This is a genomic window from Cupriavidus sp. 207A1 (assembly GCF_057798955.1).
The window spans coordinates 71306-91407 of sequence record NZ_JBYOJO010000003.1 but is presented as its reverse complement, the minus strand read 5'-3'; the positions used below and the strand labels follow the sequence as shown (position 1 = coordinate 91407).

The following is a 20102-nucleotide window of genomic DNA, read 5'->3' as shown; positions in this document are numbered from 1 at the left end:
CGATCAGGCCACGTTGCCGAAGTCGCCGTAGATGAAGGCTTCGGGGCGGTACACGGCCAGCGCCAGCCGCTCTTCGGCCAGGATGGTCACCATGTTATTGACGAAGTCGTCTTCGTTCTCGGTTGCAACCTCGACGCGGGCCAGCCAGCGGTCAAACACCTGCGCGCCCAGCTTGAAGGCGCCGGTGAGGAACTTGTCGACCGGGATGGCCTGCGTCTCCACCACCGGCAGGTTCCACAGCGTGGCGCCGATACTGCCTTGCGGGTTGCCGATGATGTAGCGTCCCGTGGTGTCCTTCAGCAGCTCGATGCGCGCCCAGTCGATCGGGTTCATCACGTGGCCCGTCGCCGGGTACTCGGCCAGGAACGCCTGCAACATCGCCAGGCGGATGTTGTCGATGTTCGTCTCGGTGCCCGCCGGGTCGAACGGCGCCACGAAGGCAGAAGCTTGCGGGATGATGCCCAGCAGGTTCTGGCCCGTGCCATCTCCGTTCAGCAGCTGCTGCTCTTCCTTGAAGGCCAGGCCGTAGCGCAGGCGGCCGTCGATGATGCTGGCCAGCTGCGACGCGTCGCTCAGGATCTGGCGCGACGCCTTCACGAAGTGCGCGATGACCTTCGCCGACGTGTTGACCAGGTCGAACTTGATCGAAGATTCCGGCTTCCTCGTGCCTTCCGCCACCATGCCGGCGTTGTTCGTGAAGCCCGTTTCCTTCACATATTCCAGCGTGCTGCCGTCCATCGTCCCCGGAGTGATCAGATCGCGAACCGTCATGCGGCGTTGGGGCAGCGACAGCACGCCCGGCAACCGCGTGGTCTGCACCAGGTCACCAGCCGAGCCATCGGCATCGGTCGTCAAACTCGTGATTGCCGCGTTGAAGGTCATATCCACACGGCCACGCGGGGTCGCTTGCTCGGCAAACGCCTTGAACTTCTCGTTGTCGACGAATTGCGAACCGAACGACTGATGCTGCACGTCGCCGCCGGCGCCATTGGCTTCGAGTTTTGCCAGTGCCTGCTGGGTGGCCGTCAGGCTGTTCTGCAGTTCACCGTGCTTGTTCAGCAGGTCGTCGACCTTGGCGACGGCTTCCTCGCTCTGCCTCGCGTTCTTGGCGAACGCTTCGGCCTGGCTCTTGATCTGATCGCTGACCTTGGTCAGGCTGGCGTTGATGGACTCGATGTCCTTTTCGATTTGCGACATGGCTTTCCTTTCAGAACTTGATCGCGGTAAGGGATGCGGCCAGGGCGGCCGTTTTGCTTAGGGAGTCGGGTGCAGGCTCGACTCGTCCGGCGGGATCGCCCTCGCCGCTGCCAGCCGGATCGCCCGAGCTGGACTTGAAGTCGCTGATGAGGCGCATGGCCTCGGACTTCGGCATGCCGCTGGAGCGCAACGCGGCCTCGATGCGCCGGATCGCCGAGGCGCTTGCCTTGCCCTCGCCCTTCTTCACCTGGTCGGACGGCAGGAACTCGTCGGCGAAGCCGTCATCGATGGCCGCCTGGCCGCCGATCCACGTTTCGGCATCCATCAGCTTGGCCATGGCTTTCATGTCTTGGCCGGTGCGCGCCGAATAGATGCTCGCCATCGCTTCGTCGAAGGGCTGCAACGTGGCGGCCACCTCGATCAGATCGTTCCGGTTGCCGATCGCCATCACCCAGGCGTTGTGGATCATCAGGAAACCGGCCCGGGCGATCTGGACCGTGTCACCAGCCATGGCAATAATCGACGCCGCCGAGGCAGCCAGGCTCAATACCTTCACCGTGACCTCCCCGTCGTGCTCGCGCAGCAGGTTGTAGATCGCCAGGCCTTCGAACATGTCACCGCCAGGCGAGTTCACGTTCACCGTGACAGGGCCAGCTCCCATGCCGCGCAGAGCGCCGGCGATGCGCTTGGCAGTCACGCCATCGCCGCTCCAGTAGTCGTAGCCGATGACGTCGTAGATGCTGATCGTCCGATCAGCGTCCGTTTCGGAGGCGGCGCGCACGTTCGCGTGCCAGCGGTCTAGCGCCCGGGGCTGCAGCTGGCTCGAGATGCCGGCGCACGGGCGCCCCTCCGGCGCACCCGGAAGCGTCTTCTTGCTCATGGGATCAGTCCCTCTGTTGGTCGTCTAGGCCGAGAAAGGCCCGGATGGATGCTCGCGCCTGATTAGCGTCGGTCTGGGTGCCTAGGGCATCGAGCGTGGTCATGGCTGACTGCACCGTCAGCACGGCGGCGTTACCTCCCATCGGCTCCCGGTCTTCCAACTCACGGACCTCGTCTCGAGTGAGGATCCCGTTATTCACCATGGCGGCGTAGAAGGCTGACCGACCCGCGCTGTCTGCGCGCAGCAGTCCCTCGACAGAAAACTTCGGGTAGTAGCGGGCCCGCTCGCCTGGCTTCAGCAGATCCTTGCTGATCGCCTGTTCAATGCGGCGCAGCCATGGTCCAAGCGTGAACGTGAGAAAGCCGATCATCTGCTGCTCGATGCCGGTGCCCCAACTGGTCGACTTCTCCGTATGGCCGACCATCCAGGGCGGCACGCGGAACCAGCGGCAGATGGCCTCGACCGAGAACGCGCGCGACTCGAGCAGCTGCGCGTCCGACGGCTTTATGCCAAGCGTGCCGGCTTCCGTGCCGCCTTCCAACAGCGGCGCCTCGCCGCGTTCGATCGTGCCCGCCAGGTTCTTCTTGAACTCGGCGCGCTGGCTTGGCTTCAGGAAGCCAGCCATCTTGTAATAGATGGTCTGCAGCAGACCATTCTTGAAGGTCTGCGCGGCCGCTTTGTCGGCGGCGATCGCTGATCCGAACACCTTGGCGCCGTACTCGATCACCGACACCCCGTTCAGGCCATCCAGCGTGAAGCCAGGCACTGTCCAGATTCGCGATTCCGGGATGTCGCGCATTTCGCCGTTCGGCCGTGGGTAGCTGAAGCGCTTTTTGCCCGCGGCATCGCGGTAGCAACGCAGCTTGCATGGATCCAGAAACGCCAGTCCAACCAGTTGCGAGCCTACGTAAAGCTTCTCCGCGCGCCCCGCGCCGCGCAGAAGCATGGCCGCCACCATCGCCTCCCAGAATACCGATGCCGTCGAGTCGGAATTCGGCTGATCATGGATCACGAAGTGCAGCGGATGCTGCGGCGCGACGCGCTTGCCACTCGGCGCCCGTTCGTGCATCGACAGTGGCAGCGTCGCGATCGTCTCGGAGATCAGCCGAACGCAACTCCAGGCAGCATCCAGCTGCATAACGGCCTTTGGCGTGACTTCCACGCCAGCTTCGTTCGGCGCCCAGCCTCTGTACAGACCGCTATCCGTCAGTGAGAACGATCGAACCCATCCGTCAATGGCTGCGCGCACGCGGCCCGCGATGCTTTTCTGTGTTTGGATTTTCATGCGTGGCCCGCCACTACGGGATTGCTCAGCCAGTCATCCACAGAGCCCATCCCTTCAGGGTTTAGCGACAGTAGCGCGACAGCGTTGAATAGCGCCATCAACGGGTCGATCTTGGCCGTGCCGCTGGCCTGTTTCGTGATCAGAATTGCGTTGCCCCGAGGCTCTACCTTGGCATTGCCAACGCACCAGCTCATCAGCGCGGTACCGCCATGCCATAGCGCGCCCTCTGCCAGCTTGCGCTCGGTCGTCTTTATCGTGCCACCCAGCTTCCAGCCTTGCGAGATACCGATCACGAGCTCCTCTGGGATGCCCGCGGCGACCAGGGCGTCCAGCACAGCGCCGATGCCGCTGGGGTCCACACCGATCTTGTCCAGCAGACCAGCCTCGTGAATTTGCAGCACGTCTTGCGCTAGCTGCTCAACGTCCTCGCCGATCCGGCTCACGATCACAAGCTCGCCGGCCTTCTGGAGGTCCAGCAGTTTCGGCGCCTCGGATTTCCGGCGCTCCAGGACGGTCGGGTGCGCCCAGGCCTTGCTCCAGGTCAGCCACTCACCGGTTTCCCGCTCCCGGCCCGCCGCGCTCAGGCCCAACAGATCGTCAAGGCCGCCGCCGTCGACGCCGACGTCGATCACCTCGCAGCGCCGGATCAGCTCGGCAAGCGTCAACCCTGGGCGGGACTGCTGCTCCCAGAACAGCGCCCCTGCCCAGTTATCCGAGCGCAGCGCCAGGCCGATTTCCACGTTGCCATGCTTCGCCATGAAGCCGCGGAAAGACTCCTCGCCAGCCTCCTTCGCCTTCCGGTACTCCCGCTCCAGAAAGGCCTGATCCACGGAATATCCGAGGTTCGGGTTGACCATGGCGAGGTTCTCGACCTCGAGATGATCACGACGGGCCACCATTTCGGGTGGATGTTCGAAGATGATCGGGACAAAGCTCTTGTCCGCGATCTTGCCGTCGCGCACGTCTCGCGCATACTGCAGCTTCTGCTTGAACACCCCCGCCGGCGGGTCATCGCTCTGAGTAGTCAGGTAGATGACGAAGCCTTCCGGCCGGGAGGCGAGCCCACCTATTGCCTCGCGCAGCATGTTTTCGGCATTGGGCTGCTTCCCGAACAGCCACAACTCATCGACCAGCGTGCCTACGCTCTTCTTTCCGCCGACCGTATTGGAGTCGGCAGCGACCACCTTGAGCGTCGCGTTGCTCTCCCGGTGGGTGATCGTTTTGATATGGGTCTGCACGTGCATCAGCGCGTGCAAATCCTCGTCAACCCGCTCGGCACAAAAGTCCCGCGACGGGCCGAAGCTGTTGTTGGCGATTTCGATGGTCGGCGCGAGGATGGCGAACTCTGCCGACTGCCGCCAGTTCAGAATCAATGCCGTCATCATGATGCCGGCGGCGATGGTGGACTTCGAGTTCTTCTTCGGCAGGCAGACGAACCATTCCGTGATCAGCCGGCGGCCAGACTCAGGGTCGTATGCACCAAAGATTGAAGCGACAAGCTCGAAGACCCATTCCGCGCAGGCCTCGCCAAAGGTCGGGCTGCCTGGCGCGTCGACAATCCGCAACTCCTTGAAGATCGCCAGCGCCTGATCAGCCTGGTCGGGAAAGATGGGCGCTGGAATGATCGACCGCCCGGACTGCAGGCGTTCAGCCCAGTCGGGGCAGGCGGTCGTCCATTCCATAGTGTCACTTCACGGCTCGTAGCGGCGGCGCCGCGGCGGCGAATCGACCAGACGCCGCCTTCTTGGCTGCATCTGCCCTATCCTCTTTCTTCCCGGTATCGCCCAGCTTCCGATGGAAATAGGGCATCAGTTCTTTCGCGGCGAAGACCCGCAGCTTCGGCTCGGTCTCCACGTCATTCATCACTGCCTTGAGAAACGCCTTCGGGTCGGCATACCGAGTGGCCTGTTCCCAATCGAACGCCGCAACAGCTGCTTCTTCGTCCAGGGTCTCGGGCTCTCGGGCAACCGGCGCTCTGGTCGGCGTTGCCTTGGCCGGCGGTGCTGGCTTTTTGCCAGACTTCGCCTTTGCCTTTCGCTCCAGGTGGGCCAGGACGTCGGGATCCTTCGCCAGGCGGGATCCGGCAGCTGCGGCCGAGCTCGCGCTGTAGCCGGCGGCGACCGCCGCATCCTTGTTCGACAGCCCGCGGGCTTTGGCCTCGGCAAACTTCTGCTTCTTGCCGGTCAGTGCCATGTTAAAGCCCGCTCAGAGCGGCCCAAATGTTAAACACATATCGCGCCAAAAGTCCTTTCTGCTCAACGACTTGCGGGAAACTCTTCATGCGCTCGCCGTGTTAAAGCTTTAACAAATTCCACAGCGGCGGAAATTTTCCCTGCGTGAGGGAACGGGCGGTCTAGAGGCGGCGACCCGGCCAGACTTCTCCACCGCCCCTCCCCTTGGCGCCGTGGTCGCCCAATCGCAACGTTGCGGGCCAGCGCGGCAGGGGTCGCACTCATTTCGGCCGGCCCTCACCGGCCAACCGCACCAATCAGGTGCACCAGAGCCCTCGCCCTGCTTCGGGTTCTTGTTTTTATGTCGTTAAAGTACGGAGTGGAACCGGACACGAACCGTGCCAGCTACGGCTTCACCACTCGCACGCTGGCCTTCACTCCGCACCGGGATACAAAGCCCCCGACCGACTCAAGGTCAGGACGGTAGCCGGCACGACAGGCTACGCGCAGCAGCGCCATGTACGGACGGACCCACCAGGCCAGCCGCACCGACAGAGCGGTCGTGATCATCGTCAAGGCGCGTTCTCCTGCCGCTGCTTGTCGCGGCTGTGGTGAGTAGTGCAGAGCGTCTGCCAGTTCGTTCGGTCCCAGAAGAGAGCTTGATCGCCGCGGTGAGCGATGCGGTGGTCCACCACGTTTCCATACGGGACCGCCAACCCACGGGCTGCGCACTCCAGGATAACGGCCGCTACATCCTTGGCGATGATGCGCAGCTCGCGCATGCAGATTTCACAGAAGGGATGCTCGCGCAGATGCACTGCGCGCTCCTTCTGCCACCTGTACCCGTAACCACGCTGAGCACTGGTCTGCGCGCTGGTGCGCCACGACCCGGGCTGCATCACAGCCGTTCTTGCGCCGGCCTGTTGCAGCCTGGCACCGAGCATTGGGATTCGCCGCGCAGCCATCACGCACCTTGCAGGGCGCAAACCAAGACAAACAGAGGCACGCCACACACGAGAGAGCCCAGCAAGAATGCAGTACGCCGACTAATGCCTGGTCGCGGCTCGTCGACCCATGGTGAAGCTCGCCCACCGCACGCAGTCAGTCGGTACTCGCTCAGCAAAGGAATGGGATCAAACCCCTCAGCGTTATTCGCGTCGGGGAAGTACTCGCACCGCACCGTCACCGCTTCGTCGACCGCGGCTCGCAGTTCAAACCAGCGGACATGCTTAGGCAGGCCTAGCGCCTTTGTCAGCTGCGCGACAAAAGGGTCGTAGCAAGCCATCACTTTGGATGCCATGGAATCGACCCTTTGAATAGAAAAGCCTGGACTGAGCCAGGCAAACCCCGGCGAGCGCCGGCGGAGGAGACAACTGGGTTGCGGCGCCGCGCATTGAACGCGGCGCCTGCGGGATTACTTGTGCGGCGACGGTGCGGCGTTCGCGTTTTTCCTGCTCACTCGACCAGCTGCTTGCGCCCACACACCCCAAATCAGCATGTAATAGACCGGCAGAAACATGGTTGGCCCCTAAAGCAAGTCTCAACACCTGCATTTAAGGAGACACAGCGCTAACCGCCTGTCAGCCATCGTCGAACGCGAGTGTCAGACAAATTCCATTCGAAAGGCATCAATGCAAAAAGCCCCGCTCGGCGATAACCGGCGGGGCTTAGGGCGGAACTCTGCAATTTGGGAAAATTCTAGGGCCACTGTCCCACGGCGTCAAGCAGTTACTTCTTCCGAGGAAATCAGTCCCTTGCTCATGAAGTACCCATCCAGTCGTCGGACCGCAGCATCCTCCAATCCCCTCAATCGCTCTTTCACCCCGGCATAGGCCCGAGCGTAGGTACTCTTGCCCCCGCCGAAGTTGGATTCCATGTCGCGGAAGCTGAATGCCAGTCGTTCATGGTTAGCAAAGACCTTGGCAACCAGCATGTCCAGCGCCGGCCCAGCGATCGAGCTGATGCTGGGCGACAGCCAGTCGGAAAGGTAGCGGATGCCCTCCACGCGGCCAGGCCCGTAGAAGTAACGGCGCTGCCGCTCGCCGCCTACTCCGATCTCCTCGTACTCGGCCGGCGTGAAGCGCGCGCGCACTACCGCCCGCTCCGGCGCCGGCAGCTTCGAATCCACTGCCGACATCACCATGGCGCACTGACCGCGCACCTCGTCGCTGGTCAGGCCACCGAAGTCCACCGTGCTGTCCGACGGCGAGCCGCGCAGCTGCTCCAGCCACGCCTCCTGCATGCCGGTCAGCTTCGGCGTGGCCTCCATCGCGCGGATCAGCGCTGTCCGGAATGGCGTCTTCTGCCGCGGCGGCAGGGCCATCACCATGTGAGCCACGTACAGCGCCTGGCGCGTGTCGGCGAATACTGCGTTCATGCCCTATTTCCCCCGTATTGATGTTGATCCCTGGCTCCCTGCTGCCAGCGCATGAACGGCAGCCGCACGCCGGCGTGGAATTTGGCCTCCGCCGCCGGCACCTGGTCCAGCTGCGCGCGCGACTCGATGCCGCTCACCTTCAGCACGTAGGCACGCGCCGCCGCGGCGGACTCGCAGGGCTGGCCGCTCCGCTGCGCCACGAAGCGCCAGAATTCCGGGTTACCGCACCACATGCCTGCCAGCCGCGCCAGCGCGCCACCTTTCGCCTGCGCCGTCATGCCGGGGCTCCCATGCCGAACAGCGCCCGCACTACCGAATGCTGCTTCCGCACACTGCCGTTTCGGCGGGCACGGTTCACGGTGTTGCGGTCGATTAGCGCCTTGTAGGCAAGCGGATCCTCCTCCTTCAGCCTGGCGCGGCGCGCACGGCAGCGCTCGGTATTGGTCAGGGCCCGCGGCTTTGGCTTGCTCTTGCCAGGGAACGGCAGCCAGAGAGGGATCGGCGAGCCGGCGCGCTTCTTCCAACCTGCCACATGAGCCGCGCCGGCCGCTTCCTTGAGGCGCATCAACGCGTCGATCGTGTGACGGCTGGCGCCGGTGACCTGGACCATCTCATGCACCGTCCGACTGCGACGGTCCTGACAAACCCGGATCAGGAACAGCCAAGTCGGCGAGGCTTCTCCCTGGAACGGCTTCGAGCCCAATCCCAAGTCCTTGCCTTTCCGGTAGACCGATTCGATTGAGCGGCCCAGCTCGGCGCCGATCACCCGGAACGACTTGCCGGTCGTCCAGAGGGAGCGCAGTCGGGCCACGTCCTCTTCCGTCCATTTCATCGCAGCATTCCCCACAAGATCGGGCCGACGATCACCCCCATCACCATCACCGAGAACAGATCGCACATGTCAGCGGCGCTCACGAGGCTTCCTCCCCGGCATGCTTGCGGCGATCCACCACAATCTCGCAGTGCGCTTCCTTACGGGGTCCGGTGCTGGAATCTCGCGATGTCACATACGCGCGTTTGACGTAGACCCCGGGCTGGTCGAGATCCACGCCGGCCGCGGTCGCCACAGCCTGTGCAATCAACCGTTCCAACTGCTTCTCATCCAAGACCGCGAAATACCGCTCTTCATCGACAACGGACCGGCTCACTTCGATCGTACTCACTTGACCTCCTTGATCTGGATTCCCTTCACCGCCATCAAGTGCCGCTTGATCCGGTACTCTGGGGTGATGGCACCCTTCACGTCCTCTACCGTCAGCCCGGCCGCGCCAGCCTCCCGGTACACGAAATCCGCCACGTAGCGCAGCGGCGGGCGCTTCCGCCCTTGCACCACCACCGCCGGCGCCAGCTCGAACACCACCTGGCGCTCCAGCTCGCTGATCCTCCCGGCTCGCTGCAGGATTCGCAGGTGGTGGTACCGCTCCATCTCGCGCTGGCTGTCGAAGGACTCGCCGCCTACCGCCACGCGGGTGTTGCGGTACTTGCTCGGCTTCGACTCCTGGCTTCCCACGCCGCCCGGGCGTCCTGCCGAAGCCTTTCCGCCGCCGCGGCGCCTCGCTTCTTTTCCACCGCCATCAGGTAGACCTTGATCGCCGGCGGCGCCAGGCTTATTACCCACCTGACCTCGCATTCGTGCCGCCACGCCTCGTCGGTTCGCATTGCCCCACTTCCCCCACGTGCTCACAGCGACTCCATTACGGCTTCGACCCAGACGCGCGCCGCTTCAGCATTGATGGCGTTTCCGTAGGCGCGCAGTCGTCCCACGCGGGCGGGAGACCCATGAGCCAGCGGGAATGTGCCGGGCTCAACTGGCCGCCACTTTCCATCCCGGCACAGGAGCCAATCAGCAGCTCGCCAGATGCCGTTAGTCGCGCCGGCTCGTTCAATTCGTGAAATGCAAGCTTCGTCGCCGCCGACAGATCCATCGTGACTTTCGACCCGTCCGGCATGCGGCCAGTCATCGAGACGCCCGGTCGAAAACCTTTGCCCCCCGCGCCGTCGGCTGCCGCTGGTGTCGGCCAGCCCGCCAGCCACGCAACGCGGCCCAGCAGTGCGTTGATCGGGACGTTGGCGCACTCGACGCCGTCCTTCCAGTCGCGTGTCGTGGGCGTTGGCCACCCAGTAGAGTCGGTCGCGGATATGCGGAGCACCGACGCCCGCAGACGGGAACGGGACCGCCCCGAAGGCGTACCCCACGGCTTCCACGTCAGCGCATACAAGGTCGATCCAAGGGTCTGCGTCCTTTGACGCAACCTGCTCTCCAAGGACGATTGCAGGTCGGCGCTCGCTGATGAGATGGAAGAAGTGGGGCCAAAGGTGCCGCTCGTCAGCAAACGCAAGTCCTGCGCCTGCCTGGCTGAAAGGTTGGCACGGACAGGAACCAGTCCAAACAGGTCGATCGTCGCTCCAACCGGCACGCCGGAGCGCGAACGACCAGACTCCCACGCCGGCGAAGAAGTGGCATTGCTGGTATCCACGAAGGTCGTCTGGTCGAACATCTCGAATGTCTCTTGTGTCGACGTCGCCAGGTGCGATGTGCCCGGCGGCGATCAGGTTGCGCAGCCACTGCGCCGCGTACGGTTCGATCTCGTTGTAGTAGGCAGTCACACCTGCCCCTCGATCGGCGGATGGCCGTAGAAGTACTTGTGGACCTCGGCGTAGATCGAGCTTTTGGTACGCAGCAGGTCGGCCAGCAGCACCTGGCGCCATGGGCCCTCGCCCGCGGCCTTGAACACGCCGATCTTGTAGCGCTGGAATTCCTCGCCGGCCTTGCGCGCGCGCCATACCTCCGCGCCCTTCGCCTCGATGCCCGGTGCCGACTCCCACCAGGTCGCGCCTCCACCGCCCGCCGGCGCTTCAGCCGTGCCCACCGGCTGCTGTGGCGCCGGCTCGTCCAGCCAGCGCTTGCCGTTCAGCCACGTAGCCGGGTGCGGGATGAACTTGCCGCCCTCTTCCCGCCACTCCGGCCAGGCCGACTGCTTCGCGATTGCCGCCAGCAGCTGCTCGAGCAGCGCCTCATCGGCATCGAGCTTTGCAAACGCCTTCTCGGCGTCCGCCTTCGCCACCTTCCGGGGGTAGGCCTGCCACAGCCTCTCGAACAGGACCGACTGCTTTGCTGCCTTTCCGCTCTTCGCGGGCGCGCCCTGACGGTTCCCTGATGGTTCCTTTGATGGTTTATTACGGTTAGACGGCACCTGGTGCGGGGGTTGGTGCATCTCCTGCGGGGGTACCCCGGCATCTGCTGCGGGGGTGTGGTGCATTTCCTGCGCCGGTGAATCTCCTGCGCCGGTGCACGGCGTGCAGGGGTGAATCTCCTGCGGGGGTGAATATGCTGCGGGGGTAACGGTGTAGCTCGTGTGCCGGCCGTTTGACCGATTCGCCGTCACCACGCCGGCGGCCTCCAGCCACTTGATGGCGTTCTGCACCGCGCGCTCCGAGGCGCAAACCCGCTTGGAAATCGTCGGAATGGAGGGCCAGCAAACCCCTTGGTCGTTGGCGTTGTCCGCCAGGGAGATAAGCACCGCCTTCTGGGCGATCGACATCCCCTCCAGCGGCCAGCATTGGGACATGATGATGGTGCTCATGCGACCACCTTCACCAGGCCGGCCTCGAACAACAGGCCAACGGTCTTGCGGTGCGCCGCCTCCCACATTTCCTCGCGCTCTGCGCGGGTTAGCTTGGCGCCCTGGTCCAGCTCGGCGTGGCAGCGATGGCACAGGGCCGCAATGCGGTAGTCGTGCGCCTTGATGCCACGGCCTTTGCCGTCCCGCAGCTGATTCGAGTGCGCTGCCACCACGGTTCCGTCTTGCCGCCCACAGTGCTGGCAAGGGAAGGCGCGTACGGCTTCGAGGAGATTCTTGCTTCGGAAGGTCATGCAACCACCTCAATAGAGCCCTTGACGAATGAAATGCCATGGCTTCTCCCGCTGCTAGAATCACTGCGGATGCCCATCCACAACAATCCAGAACACTGCAGGAGAAACCATGGGATTTCATTCGCCATACACCCCGGACGATCGCAGGACGCAGGTGCCTCCACGGCGCAGCCCAACGCAGCCGGGACCTCAACCAAAGAGCTGAAGCCATGACCCACGAACGCACGCCGTACGAAGCCCTTATCGACTGCCGCTACGGGAGGATGTTTTGCTCGCTGAATGCAAGGCTGTATCAGCGGCTGGACTTCGTACTGGGCTTTGCCAGCCTTTTTGGTATGAGCAGTGCGTTCGCAGGAATGGTTTCCAATCGGTCTACGCTTGCTATTTCTTTTGGCGCGGTCTTTGTCGTCGGGTCGATACTTGAGCGAATGATCGCGCCAGCCTTGAAGGCATACGAATTCCGTCAGCATGCAAAACGGTATGCCGACCTCGACGCCCGATCGGCCAACATGACGTTGGCCAAAATTGATGGTGAGTTGCGACGGCTCCAAGCCGACGGACCAGAGGGATTCGAGTCCCTCGCCCTCCCCGCCTTGAATCGGAACTATCTTTCCAACGGGCACGAGGACATGGTTGTTCCACTCCCGTGGCGCAGCCGAATCGCCGCGTTCCTTGCGTAGCGCCACCTTTTGGATCTCCAGCATCAAAACAGGCTCCCCTGCGGATGAGGCCGGCGCACCGGGCGGATGGTCCGGCCGGTGACCTTGCACGCGCGCGCCGGCCCCTGCTCGAGCTTGCCCTTCTGGCGCAGCTCGTTGGCCCGCCCGCTGACGGTGTTGATCGCCAGGCCGGTCGCCTGCGCCAACTCCTGCAACGAGTAGTCGCACGGGTAGACGCCGATGGCGTCCATGATTTCCTGCTGGACGCGGCCCAGCTCACCAGTGGTGCGCATCCGGTCGTAGTTGCGAATGCTGGTGTGAGCGACAGCGGTGTGCATGCCCTCTCCTATGCTTTGTCGGCCGTCTTGGGCCGGTATTGCTCGTCCTTGAAGCCCGCATGCCACTCGAGGTGGGCGTCAGTGCCCGGCGGCCAGTGCGGGTTGTCGTCCACCGCCAAGCCGCGGCGAAAGGCTTCGGCGCCGGCTTCGCGCAGCGCGGCGCGCGGCATCAGTTCGTGAATCACTGGCCGACCTCCGGCACCGCCAGGCGCAGGTTCTTCTCGGTCAGGTGGAACACGCGGTGGCGAATGTCCGTGCCGTCGTCCTCGTAGACGAACTTGTGGGCCTTCTGGGCTGCCACGTAACGCGCGTAGAAGGCGCGGCGGCCGCTCGGCATGCGGTAAGCCCCGCCGGGTGTGAGTCGGTCATTCATTGGGAAGCCCCAGGCTGCGCGGCCCAACTTGTCCCAGCTTGGGCCGCTGTTCGAATGCCAGCACCTCCGGGTGAAGGGCCCCGTATGCACTGCGCAGGATGTGATAGCCGAGCAATTCCGGCGTGGTGACGCCCTGCTCGGCCGCTTTGATGACAAGTTCCCGGGCCTCGTTGGCCGGGAGCAACGCTTTGGTCTCGTTCTTACCGCCCGTCATGCCGTCACCGGTGTCCCAAAGTGTCCCAAGTCGTCACTGACGCCGCCGATCGCCACAGGCAAAGTCCCCACAGCGCCGAACAAATGCTGTTCAGCGATACGCGCCAGGGCTGCGGAATCGCTCTCGATACCGTTGACCTGCTTGTAGAGCTGAAGAGCGTCGTAAGCGCGGTCTCGGAGTCGTGTCTTCACTTCGTTACGAAACTCGGATCGGCGGGACATAGTGGTTTCCGTCTTGGGAAAGCCGCGGCAAGAGCCGCAAAATCACGGGGTCCAAACCCCGCGTACCTACTTCTTCTTGGTGCCCACATGGAACATGGACAGATTCATTCGATGGATCGGCTAGATGGCCTCTCCTTCGCGCCGGCGGTGCCGTCGAAGCACGGCCAGGTCACCCTGCATTTCGGCAACGCCGGTATTCCTTGCGAGCTGTGCATCCCTCTGCCACTCGCTGTTCAGCTGCTCAACTCGCTACAGCTGCTTGCATACGAGCATGTTTGGCGCAAACCCGCCCACTAATAGGCGCTTAGCACTCTCATTGCTCATTCACTCGGCTCGTGCCATCGACCAACTCCGGCCAGATCAGGTGCCAGTCGTCTGGGCACACCATCCTTCGACTTACCTTGGGCCCGTAGAGGCGTTCGAGACGAGACGCGATCAACGCTCGCTTGTCCGCTGGAATGCCGTTTCGGATCCAGTTAGAGATGTTCTGTTGGGACTCGTCGAGCTGGCCGGCGAGCTTCGCCTGGGAGCCAGCGAGGCCCACAGCAATGGCGAGCGGGCTAGTCATTTCGTTGGTGAGGTGAGCCATGGCTAAGAAAGTCGTTCGCTACAAACGCATTTGTAGCACTCTACAAACCATTTTGCAAGGCGAGGCTACAAAATGCCTTGTTATGAACACGTACGCTGAACGACTAGCCTGGGCAATGAAATGCCGCGGGATGGACCCTCACACCGACCAGAGCGAACTGGCTCGGATGGTTGGACATGGGTGCAAGCCTCAGAACATCCAACACCTTCTCGACCCAAACAAAAACGCAAAGTCGAGCAAATACACAGTCCGCATCGCTGAGGTGCTGGACTGCGATGTCAATTGGCTTGCCTATGGGGGGCCGAAAAAGCCGCAGATTCGCAAAGGCACCCTACCAAAGGAGGGGACGGTGAAGTCTTCGGCAGACGCTTACAATGAATCGACACAAGTAGCGCCGCCGTCGCTTCTTGCCTACCCTGCTGATACAACGAAGTTCCGTCGCGTCTATGTCATAGGGAAGGCCCAAGGCGGCCTACCAGATCGCATATGGACGGATGGGGACTATCCAGTGGGAGCAACAGATCAGTATGCCGAAGTCGCGAGCCCGGACCCGCACGCATTCCTAGTGCCCGTGGTGGGGACGTCGATGGTTCCTAGATTCAACCCCGGCGAGTTCGCGCTAGTTGAGCCTGGCACTGAGCCGGAACTGGAAGATGATGTGCTCGTTCGGCTAAAGAGTGGCGAGACGATGATCAAGCGCCTTCTGTCGCGTCGGCAAGGTATTCGCCTGGGCAGCTACAACGATCCTGAAATCCTCACCTATGAGCCAGAAAACATCGCCTGGATGTACTACATAGCTCATCACGTGCCCGCCCGAAAAATCAAAACTCGCCTATGAAAATCAAGTTTATTGCTCCTCTAATAGCTGGCCTTGTGGCCGCAACGTCGGGGGCGAGCGCCTATGCAACTGAAGCGGTAAGACCCGCCACAAAAGCGGAAGTCGCCGCCATGACTCAGCAGCTCAAGGAGCGATTGAAGGATCCAGGGAGCGTTCAGCTACGCAACGTCAAGGCCATAAAAACTCCTGATGCTGGAACTCAAATTTGCGGCGAGGTTAATGCGAAGAACAGCTTCGGAGGATATGTCGGATTTTCGGCCTTCATCGGTTCAGTTTTTTATCTCGACGCCAAGAAGTTCGTTATGCCGATGATTGTCGGCATCGATGATGCCGACGGGACAGTAGTAAGGGACATGTGCAGGGAAAAAGGCATCACGCTATAGACGCACCAGCTTCGCCCACCAGCCCGCTCCTCGAGCGGGCTTTTTTGTGTCTTTGCTCGCCCACCCTCCGCTAATCTACGCATATTTTTGTAGATCGGCCTTGACCATCTACAAATTCATTTGTAGGATGATCTCCATCAACGGTTCGCAACGGAGATGGAGGGATGGACCTTCTCGTACTTATCGCAGTCATGGCCTGGACACTTGTTGTCATCCTGGCCGTGTCCGTCATTCGCGGCGCAAGGGGCTGAGCCATGACGCCCGATCAAGCCGCCATCCGCCAGGCCGTACTGGACAACTCGCGCGCCGAGCTGCTGCGCGAGCTGCAGGCCTCCCACCGAATCATTCGCAACATGCTGGGCCTGCTCTCCATCAGCCAAGTGGCAGTGCTAGCCGAGCGCAATGCCCGCGACCAGGTCGACGGCGACGGCATCACCCGGGCCAATGAGCGTGAAGCGGTCATCCGCCGCGCGGGAGGGGCAGCGTGAAACTCCTCCGCGCCCTCTTCTTCTGGATTGGCATCGCCGTGGGCTTCATTGCCCTGTGTGGCGCCTACACCGTTCTCAACCTGGACGCGCCTACCGCCGCCCCGATCTGGAGGCAATCGTGACCTTCCGCATCTACATCAACCGTCAGTGCGTCTATACCGGCCGCTTCGCCAGCTGGTGGGCCGCCCATGACGCTGCCATCAACCGCGGTCTGCTGTGCGGCGCGCGCAATGTGCAGGTGAAGCCAGCATGAGCGTCCCTGGCTTCCTCGTCCGCACCGCGGAGAACAGCAAGGCCTTAGCCGAGCGTGCCAGCCTGGTGGGCAAGGTGCCAATCCCGCCCGGCTTGCCATCCGCGCAGGAGATCGTCGCCGCGATCGATGGTGTTCTGCAGTGCGACAACTTCTACTCGGCCGCGGCGCAAGACGCGCTGGCCCGCCTGGCGATTGTGCGCGAGCAGTTCGCCGCCTCCATTTCCCAACCCAACGGACAGTGACAATGTTCTCGATCGCTGGCAACCACTTAACCGAAGCACTCAAGACGGCAGCACAGGCTGCCGCTGCGCGGTCGCCTCTCCCGGCGCTGACGCACATCCGCGTACAGGGCGCAGCCGGCTCCTCTGCGCTGACCTTCACCGGCTCCGACGGCTACGTCACGGCTATTGCCACCGTCCCGGCCAGCATCGGCCCCGATGATGTGGACGTTTGCCTTCCCGCTGACAAGCTCCAGGCAATCTCAAGCATGGACGCTGCAGCCGTGGTCTTCTCCCAGAAGGATGCCAAGGTCGTTGCGCGCGCCGGTTCGTGTCGCATCACCGTGCCGACCATCCCCGGCGCCAGCTTCCCTTCGCCGAACGTCGAAGGCGAGCCGATTGCCGAGTTTGATGCGCCGGGCCTGACGACGATGATCCCCACCGTGGCGTTCGCAATCGCCGGGCAGAAGGTTCACGACAAGCCGTTCCTGCGCAATCTCTGGCTGGAATCGGATGGGTCCGCAATCCACGCGGTGGGCTGCGATGGCTTCATGCTAGCTGCGAACTGCCTGCCCATCGAATGCGAGACATTCGGCGTTCCTATTACGTCGGAAGGCGCATCGCTTCTCGCCGCTGTTGGTGCGGACCATTTCCAGATCTACCAGAGCCACCTGGTCGGCAGTCGCGCTGGCGTGCGGGTCATTTGCAATCGCCCGCCGCCCAAGTATTTCGAATGGCGCCGGCTGTTCCCGGTGCCCGATCAGTTCGTTACGTTCTCCCGCGACGACTTGCTGAAGATCTGCCCCCTGCACAAGGTCTTCGACAACAACGGGGTTATTCGATTCGAGCAGGAGGGCGACCTGTGCGCAGTCACCATCTCGGACACGGTCCAGGCCGTGGATGCCGACATCGAGCTAAAGGCCCGCGGCTATGAGTCGCACCTGGAAGGTTCATTCGATGGCACGCAACTGCTGCGCCTGCTCGGCCAGGTGAAGACCGAACAGGTTTCCCTTTCGTGGGCTGGCGAGAAAAGTGGCGCCTGCCTGCTCCAAGACGGTAGCTGGCGCGGCGTGCTGGCTCCCCTTCGCGCTTAATCAGGAGTCGACCATGAATATCGAAGAAATCAAGCACCAAGCGGCGCGAGCCGCTCGCAGAGGCGACATCGCCAAGCTGGATCAACTGGAGATTGCCTACATGAAGGCGGCCGTTCCGCTCACCAAGGAAGATCCGGCATACGACGGTGGCCGGGCCGCAATTCCAGCGCAGCCAGTCCGCCTATTCCGCGGAGCAGGCCCGAATGGTGAAACGCGCGTCCAGTGGGTACGGTTCGACGGCATGCACGTCATGTCGGACATCGAGGGCCACCTAGTGGACACCGGCGAAGACCAGCCGAGCCTCTTTTCGCTGGCTGAGGCGGCCTAAGCGGGCATGGACTGCACCGCCTACCTGGTCTATCTGATCGTCATGGCACTCGCCTTCTTCGGCGCTGTCGCCTTTGGCGTCTACGCGAACTACCGCTTCATGAAGCGGATCGCAGAACGAGAGGATTTGCATCATGGCAACCACTGAACGCGCCGCTCCTGTTGATCTGACCGGACTGGCCGACCGTCTATTAGCGCCGCGCGAGATCGTGCGCGACGAGTATGGCCACTTGTTCAATCCCGCCTTCCCGATTCTGGATGAGGCCGACGACGTGCACATGTTCCTGGGCGCCTTCGGTGTTGAGTGCTGCCAAGTCAGCATGGAAAATGACTGCGACGACGAAGCGCTATGCGAAGCTGTCTGGGCTGGCGAGAAGGGTTGCAGTGAGTGGGCCCCGACCCCGCCGGCGGGCGAAGGCTGGCTTCTGTCGAACATCTTTGACACGGAAGACGGCCCCTACGCACTGTTCATCCGCCGCAAGCCGAAGGAGCCGAAGAAATCGCGCCGCGAACGCCTCGCCACCGCTGCTCTGAATGCACCGCTTGCCGCGCCGTTCCAGGCGCGCGTGCAGCCGTGGATGATGGAATGCTTCGGCGCCGAGATTGCCGCCGACCAGCAGGAGCGCAACCACCGCTTTCTGGAGGAGGCGCTGGAACTGGTGCAGGCATGCGGCGCCACGGCCAGCGAGGCGCACCAGCTTGTGGACTATGTCTATGGCCGCCCGGTCGGCGACAAGCACCAGGAAGCCGGCGGCGTGATGGTGACGCTGGCCGCGCTGTGCCTGGCGCAAGCACTGGACATGCATGCAGCTGGCGAAACGGAGCTTGCCCGCATCTGGACGAAGGTCGAGCAGATCCGCGCCAAGCAGGCCGCGAAGCCGAAGCACTCACCGCTGCCAAAGCATGTGCCAGCCGCCTCGCCTGCCCCGGTACAAGAGGCGCAGGAGGATGCGCTGGAACCTGTCCCGGGGGATGTGCTGCCAGCCATCGGGGCCCGCGTGCAGATTCATCTGACTAGCGTCGATGCTTGGCGGGAATGCACTGTGGTCGGCTACTACGTATGGCCGAGCCTAGAAGGAAGTCGGTGGCTGCATCGCGTGAATGTCCGTGTCCGGATGGATGATGGAACGCTCAACGCACGCATGCTGTGCGACATCCGCGCCGCCGTGTCCCGCGACCAGTCGCAAGGAGGTGAGTGATGAGCCGATCCGGATATAGCGACGACTGCGGGGGCTGGGACTTGATCCGCTGGCGCGGCGCGGTGGCGTCGGCCATCAAGGGCGCGCGCGGGCAGGCGTTCCTGAAGGAACTGGCCGCAGCCATGGATGCGATGCCGGACAAGCGCTTGATCGCGCATGAGCTGCAGGCCGACGGCGGCTACTGCACCATCGGCGTGCTGGGCCAGGCGCGCGGCGTCGACATGGCGCGCATCGACCCCGACGACCGCGAGCAGGTGGCTCGGGCGTTCGGTATCGCGCCCGCGCTTGCCGCCGAAATAGTTTTCGAGAACGACGAGCAGGTCAGCACGCATGAATGGATAGTGGTCGAGATCTGCGGTCCGGTGCGGCCGCACCATCCGGAATGGGGCGAGCACGCCAAGACCGTGCGCGTGCCGCTGCCAGGTGAGTCTGTCGAAGCCAACCGATGGCACCGCATGCGTAAGTGGGTGGACGAGAACATCGCCCGCGCCCCAGCCACTCGCGAGCACTCGCCTGCCAACGCTAACGATAAGGGGAAATGATGGCTGTCACGGAAAGCGGAACACTCCCGCCGTTCGAAGACGGCCCGCGCGACGGCGCCGACGATGAGTGCGGCGACCTGACGCTGGAAGGCATCGAGCACACGGCTGTGATGTGCTCCAGCTTCTTTGCGAAGCGTCTTAACTTCCTGATCGCCCGCATCCGAGAACTGGAGACAAGCGCCGCGACGGGACAGGTGCCGGATGGATGGAAGCTGGTGCCGCTGGAGCGCAGCTACGACATGCGCGCAAAGGCCATCATCGCGTTCAACACGGCAACCGCAAGCGGCGCAGATCGCGACGACGCGCTGAAGGCCGCATGGGATGCTGAATATCACGCCGCCCCCACGCCGCCCGCTACCAGCGCAAACGATGCGGCGCCTCAGGTGCGCACGCTGGCCCAATACCATGAGGACCGCGGCCCGGTGGTGTGGTTCTGCTGGGATTCGAAGCGCAATGAATGGCTGGGCGAGCCCGCATGGATCGGGAGGCCTGACGACAGCGACTGGCCGGGCTATCACACGCATTGGATTCCGCACCCGAAGTTTCCCGCCGCCCTGTGCGCCAGCAAGGAGGGAGAGTGAC

34 protein-coding genes are annotated in these 20102 nt (G+C 63.1%); 13 read left to right on the top strand and 21 right to left on the bottom strand.

All coding sequences use genetic code 11. The features are described from left to right. Positions 1 to 3: 3 nt before the first annotated feature. From AC3FMM_RS06010 to AC3FMM_RS05940, 15 genes are all read right to left on the bottom strand, one after another. Entirely contained in the window at positions 4 to 1197 is a 1194-nt protein-coding gene (locus AC3FMM_RS06010) for a phage major capsid protein (RefSeq protein ID WP_488686269.1), read from the bottom strand. Between the two features lie 10 nt (positions 1198 to 1207). Beyond that, positions 1208 to 2077: a head maturation protease, ClpP-related gene (locus AC3FMM_RS06005; RefSeq protein WP_488686268.1), complete on the bottom strand. Its 870-nt coding sequence runs from the start codon at positions 2075 to 2077 to the stop codon at positions 1208 to 1210. Positions 2078 to 2081: 4 nt separating this feature from the next. Then, on the bottom strand, positions 2082 to 3362 hold the full coding sequence (locus AC3FMM_RS06000) for a phage portal protein (RefSeq protein WP_488686267.1): 1281 nt from the start codon (positions 3360 to 3362) through the stop codon (positions 2082 to 2084). Continuing rightward, a complete protein-coding gene (locus AC3FMM_RS05995) occupies positions 3359 to 5044 on the bottom strand; it encodes a terminase large subunit (protein ID WP_488686266.1) in 1686 nt (561 codons plus the stop codon). Before AC3FMM_RS05995 ends, AC3FMM_RS06000 begins: the two co-directional genes overlap by 4 nt. A gap of 4 nt (positions 5045 to 5048) precedes the next feature. Next, positions 5049 to 5555: a terminase small subunit gene (locus AC3FMM_RS05990; protein ID WP_488686265.1), complete on the bottom strand. Its 507-nt coding sequence runs from the start codon at positions 5553 to 5555 to the stop codon at positions 5049 to 5051. Positions 5556 to 6105: 550 nt separating this feature from the next. Beyond that, positions 6106 to 6351 carry an HNH endonuclease gene (locus tag AC3FMM_RS05985; protein ID WP_488686264.1) on the bottom strand — a complete coding sequence of 82 codons (246 nt, stop codon included), beginning with the start codon at positions 6349 to 6351 and terminating at the stop codon, positions 6106 to 6108. 902 nt (positions 6352 to 7253) lie between these two features. Beyond that, positions 7254 to 7910 carry a hypothetical protein gene (locus AC3FMM_RS05980; RefSeq protein ID WP_488686263.1) on the bottom strand — a complete coding sequence of 219 codons (657 nt, stop codon included), beginning with the start codon at positions 7908 to 7910 and terminating at the stop codon, positions 7254 to 7256. After that, positions 7907 to 8188, bottom strand: a complete 282-nt coding sequence (locus AC3FMM_RS05975) for a hypothetical protein (RefSeq protein WP_488686262.1) — start codon at positions 8186 to 8188, stop codon at positions 7907 to 7909. Before AC3FMM_RS05975 ends, AC3FMM_RS05980 begins: the two co-directional genes overlap by 4 nt. Continuing rightward, the gene (locus AC3FMM_RS05970) at positions 8185 to 8742 is read right to left on the bottom strand and encodes a hypothetical protein (protein ID WP_488686261.1); all 558 of its coding nucleotides are present in this window, start codon (positions 8740 to 8742) and stop codon (positions 8185 to 8187) included. Before AC3FMM_RS05970 ends, AC3FMM_RS05975 begins: the two co-directional genes overlap by 4 nt. A gap of 79 nt (positions 8743 to 8821) precedes the next feature. Beyond that, positions 8822 to 9073 (bottom strand): hypothetical protein, encoded by a 252-nt coding sequence (locus AC3FMM_RS05965; protein ID WP_488686260.1) that lies wholly within the window; start codon positions 9071 to 9073, stop codon positions 8822 to 8824. Beyond that, positions 9070 to 9420, bottom strand: a complete 351-nt coding sequence (locus tag AC3FMM_RS05960; RefSeq protein ID WP_488686259.1) for a DUF1064 domain-containing protein — start codon at positions 9418 to 9420, stop codon at positions 9070 to 9072. Before AC3FMM_RS05960 ends, AC3FMM_RS05965 begins: the two co-directional genes overlap by 4 nt. After that, positions 9366 to 9569, bottom strand: a complete 204-nt coding sequence (locus AC3FMM_RS05955) for a DUF7696 family protein (RefSeq protein WP_488686258.1) — start codon at positions 9567 to 9569, stop codon at positions 9366 to 9368. Before AC3FMM_RS05955 ends, AC3FMM_RS05960 begins: the two co-directional genes overlap by 55 nt. 21 nt (positions 9570 to 9590) lie before the next feature. Then, a complete protein-coding gene (locus AC3FMM_RS05950; protein ID WP_488686257.1) occupies positions 9591 to 10619 on the bottom strand; it encodes a DNA cytosine methyltransferase in 1029 nt (342 codons plus the stop codon). Then, the gene (locus tag AC3FMM_RS05945) at positions 10514 to 11494 is read right to left on the bottom strand and encodes a helix-turn-helix domain-containing protein (RefSeq protein ID WP_488686256.1); all 981 of its coding nucleotides are present in this window, start codon (positions 11492 to 11494) and stop codon (positions 10514 to 10516) included. Before AC3FMM_RS05945 ends, AC3FMM_RS05950 begins: the two co-directional genes overlap by 106 nt. After that, entirely contained in the window at positions 11491 to 11784 is a 294-nt protein-coding gene (locus AC3FMM_RS05940; protein WP_488686255.1) for a hypothetical protein, read from the bottom strand. The genes AC3FMM_RS05945 and AC3FMM_RS05940 overlap by 4 nt, the downstream gene beginning before the upstream one ends. A gap of 209 nt (positions 11785 to 11993) precedes the next feature. Between AC3FMM_RS05940 and AC3FMM_RS05935 the strand changes: the two genes are divergently transcribed. Beyond that, positions 11994 to 12464: a hypothetical protein gene (locus AC3FMM_RS05935; protein WP_488686254.1), complete on the top strand. Its 471-nt coding sequence runs from the start codon at positions 11994 to 11996 to the stop codon at positions 12462 to 12464. A 23-nt stretch (positions 12465 to 12487) separates the two neighbouring features. Here AC3FMM_RS05935 and AC3FMM_RS05930 read toward each other — a convergent pair whose 3' ends face one another. From AC3FMM_RS05930 to AC3FMM_RS05910, 5 genes are read right to left on the bottom strand one after another with little or no spacing between them, the layout of a single operon-like run. After that, a complete protein-coding gene (locus AC3FMM_RS05930; RefSeq protein ID WP_488686253.1) occupies positions 12488 to 12781 on the bottom strand; it encodes a helix-turn-helix domain-containing protein in 294 nt (97 codons plus the stop codon). An 8-nt stretch (positions 12782 to 12789) separates the two neighbouring features. Further along, positions 12790 to 12966, bottom strand: a complete 177-nt coding sequence (locus AC3FMM_RS05925; RefSeq protein WP_488686252.1) for a hypothetical protein — start codon at positions 12964 to 12966, stop codon at positions 12790 to 12792. Next, positions 12963 to 13154: a hypothetical protein gene (locus AC3FMM_RS05920; RefSeq protein WP_133250524.1), complete on the bottom strand. Its 192-nt coding sequence runs from the start codon at positions 13152 to 13154 to the stop codon at positions 12963 to 12965. The genes AC3FMM_RS05925 and AC3FMM_RS05920 overlap by 4 nt, the downstream gene beginning before the upstream one ends. After that, entirely contained in the window at positions 13147 to 13368 is a 222-nt protein-coding gene (locus AC3FMM_RS05915) for a hypothetical protein (protein ID WP_454710977.1), read from the bottom strand. Before AC3FMM_RS05915 ends, AC3FMM_RS05920 begins: the two co-directional genes overlap by 8 nt. Then, positions 13365 to 13589: a hypothetical protein gene (locus AC3FMM_RS05910; protein WP_116383054.1), complete on the bottom strand. Its 225-nt coding sequence runs from the start codon at positions 13587 to 13589 to the stop codon at positions 13365 to 13367. The genes AC3FMM_RS05915 and AC3FMM_RS05910 overlap by 4 nt, the downstream gene beginning before the upstream one ends. Before the next feature lie 87 nt (positions 13590 to 13676). Between AC3FMM_RS05910 and AC3FMM_RS05905 the strand changes: the two genes are divergently transcribed. Next, entirely contained in the window at positions 13677 to 13886 is a 210-nt protein-coding gene (locus tag AC3FMM_RS05905; protein WP_488686250.1) for a hypothetical protein, read from the top strand. Between the two features lie 16 nt (positions 13887 to 13902). On the opposite strand, the gene AC3FMM_RS05900 is transcribed toward AC3FMM_RS05905, so the two are convergent. After that, positions 13903 to 14178 (bottom strand): YdaS family helix-turn-helix protein, encoded by a 276-nt coding sequence (locus AC3FMM_RS05900; protein ID WP_488686249.1) that lies wholly within the window; start codon positions 14176 to 14178, stop codon positions 13903 to 13905. Here AC3FMM_RS05900 and AC3FMM_RS05895 point away from each other — a divergent pair. The 11 genes from AC3FMM_RS05895 (at position 14177) to AC3FMM_RS05845 (ending at position 20101) form a co-directional block, all read left to right on the top strand. Continuing rightward, complete coding sequence (locus AC3FMM_RS05895; protein ID WP_488686248.1) at positions 14177 to 15016, top strand: S24 family peptidase; 840 nt, start codon at positions 14177 to 14179, stop codon at positions 15014 to 15016. The two genes, AC3FMM_RS05900 and AC3FMM_RS05895, sit on opposite strands and share 2 nt — an antisense overlap. Continuing rightward, positions 15013 to 15399 carry a hypothetical protein gene (locus tag AC3FMM_RS05890; RefSeq protein WP_488686247.1) on the top strand — a complete coding sequence of 129 codons (387 nt, stop codon included), beginning with the start codon at positions 15013 to 15015 and terminating at the stop codon, positions 15397 to 15399. The genes AC3FMM_RS05895 and AC3FMM_RS05890 overlap by 4 nt, the downstream gene beginning before the upstream one ends. Positions 15400 to 15653: 254 nt before the next feature. Further along, on the top strand, positions 15654 to 15887 hold the full coding sequence (locus AC3FMM_RS05885) for a hypothetical protein (protein ID WP_488686246.1): 234 nt from the start codon (positions 15654 to 15656) through the stop codon (positions 15885 to 15887). A gap of 118 nt (positions 15888 to 16005) precedes the next feature. After that, on the top strand, positions 16006 to 16140 hold the full coding sequence (locus AC3FMM_RS05880) for a hypothetical protein (RefSeq protein WP_488686245.1): 135 nt from the start codon (positions 16006 to 16008) through the stop codon (positions 16138 to 16140). Continuing rightward, a complete protein-coding gene (locus AC3FMM_RS05875; protein WP_488686244.1) occupies positions 16137 to 16382 on the top strand; it encodes a hypothetical protein in 246 nt (81 codons plus the stop codon). The genes AC3FMM_RS05880 and AC3FMM_RS05875 overlap by 4 nt, the downstream gene beginning before the upstream one ends. 2 nt (positions 16383 to 16384) lie before the next feature. After that, positions 16385 to 17452, top strand: coding sequence for a hypothetical protein (locus tag AC3FMM_RS05870; RefSeq protein WP_488686243.1), 1068 nt, complete (start codon positions 16385 to 16387; stop codon positions 17450 to 17452). A 13-nt stretch (positions 17453 to 17465) separates the two neighbouring features. Further along, positions 17466 to 17780 (top strand): hypothetical protein, encoded by a 315-nt coding sequence (locus AC3FMM_RS05865; protein ID WP_488686242.1) that lies wholly within the window; start codon positions 17466 to 17468, stop codon positions 17778 to 17780. Positions 17781 to 17786: 6 nt separating this feature from the next. After that, positions 17787 to 17927 (top strand): hypothetical protein, encoded by a 141-nt coding sequence (locus tag AC3FMM_RS05860; protein ID WP_488686241.1) that lies wholly within the window; start codon positions 17787 to 17789, stop codon positions 17925 to 17927. Continuing rightward, the gene (locus AC3FMM_RS05855) at positions 17914 to 18978 is read left to right on the top strand and encodes a hypothetical protein (protein WP_488686240.1); all 1065 of its coding nucleotides are present in this window, start codon (positions 17914 to 17916) and stop codon (positions 18976 to 18978) included. Before AC3FMM_RS05860 ends, AC3FMM_RS05855 begins: the two co-directional genes overlap by 14 nt. Then, positions 18978 to 19520 carry a hypothetical protein gene (locus AC3FMM_RS05850; protein WP_488686239.1) on the top strand — a complete coding sequence of 181 codons (543 nt, stop codon included), beginning with the start codon at positions 18978 to 18980 and terminating at the stop codon, positions 19518 to 19520. The genes AC3FMM_RS05855 and AC3FMM_RS05850 overlap by 1 nt, the downstream gene beginning before the upstream one ends. Then, on the top strand, positions 19517 to 20101 hold the full coding sequence (locus AC3FMM_RS05845; protein WP_488686238.1) for a hypothetical protein: 585 nt from the start codon (positions 19517 to 19519) through the stop codon (positions 20099 to 20101). Before AC3FMM_RS05850 ends, AC3FMM_RS05845 begins: the two co-directional genes overlap by 4 nt. Position 20102: the final 1 nt, after the last annotated feature.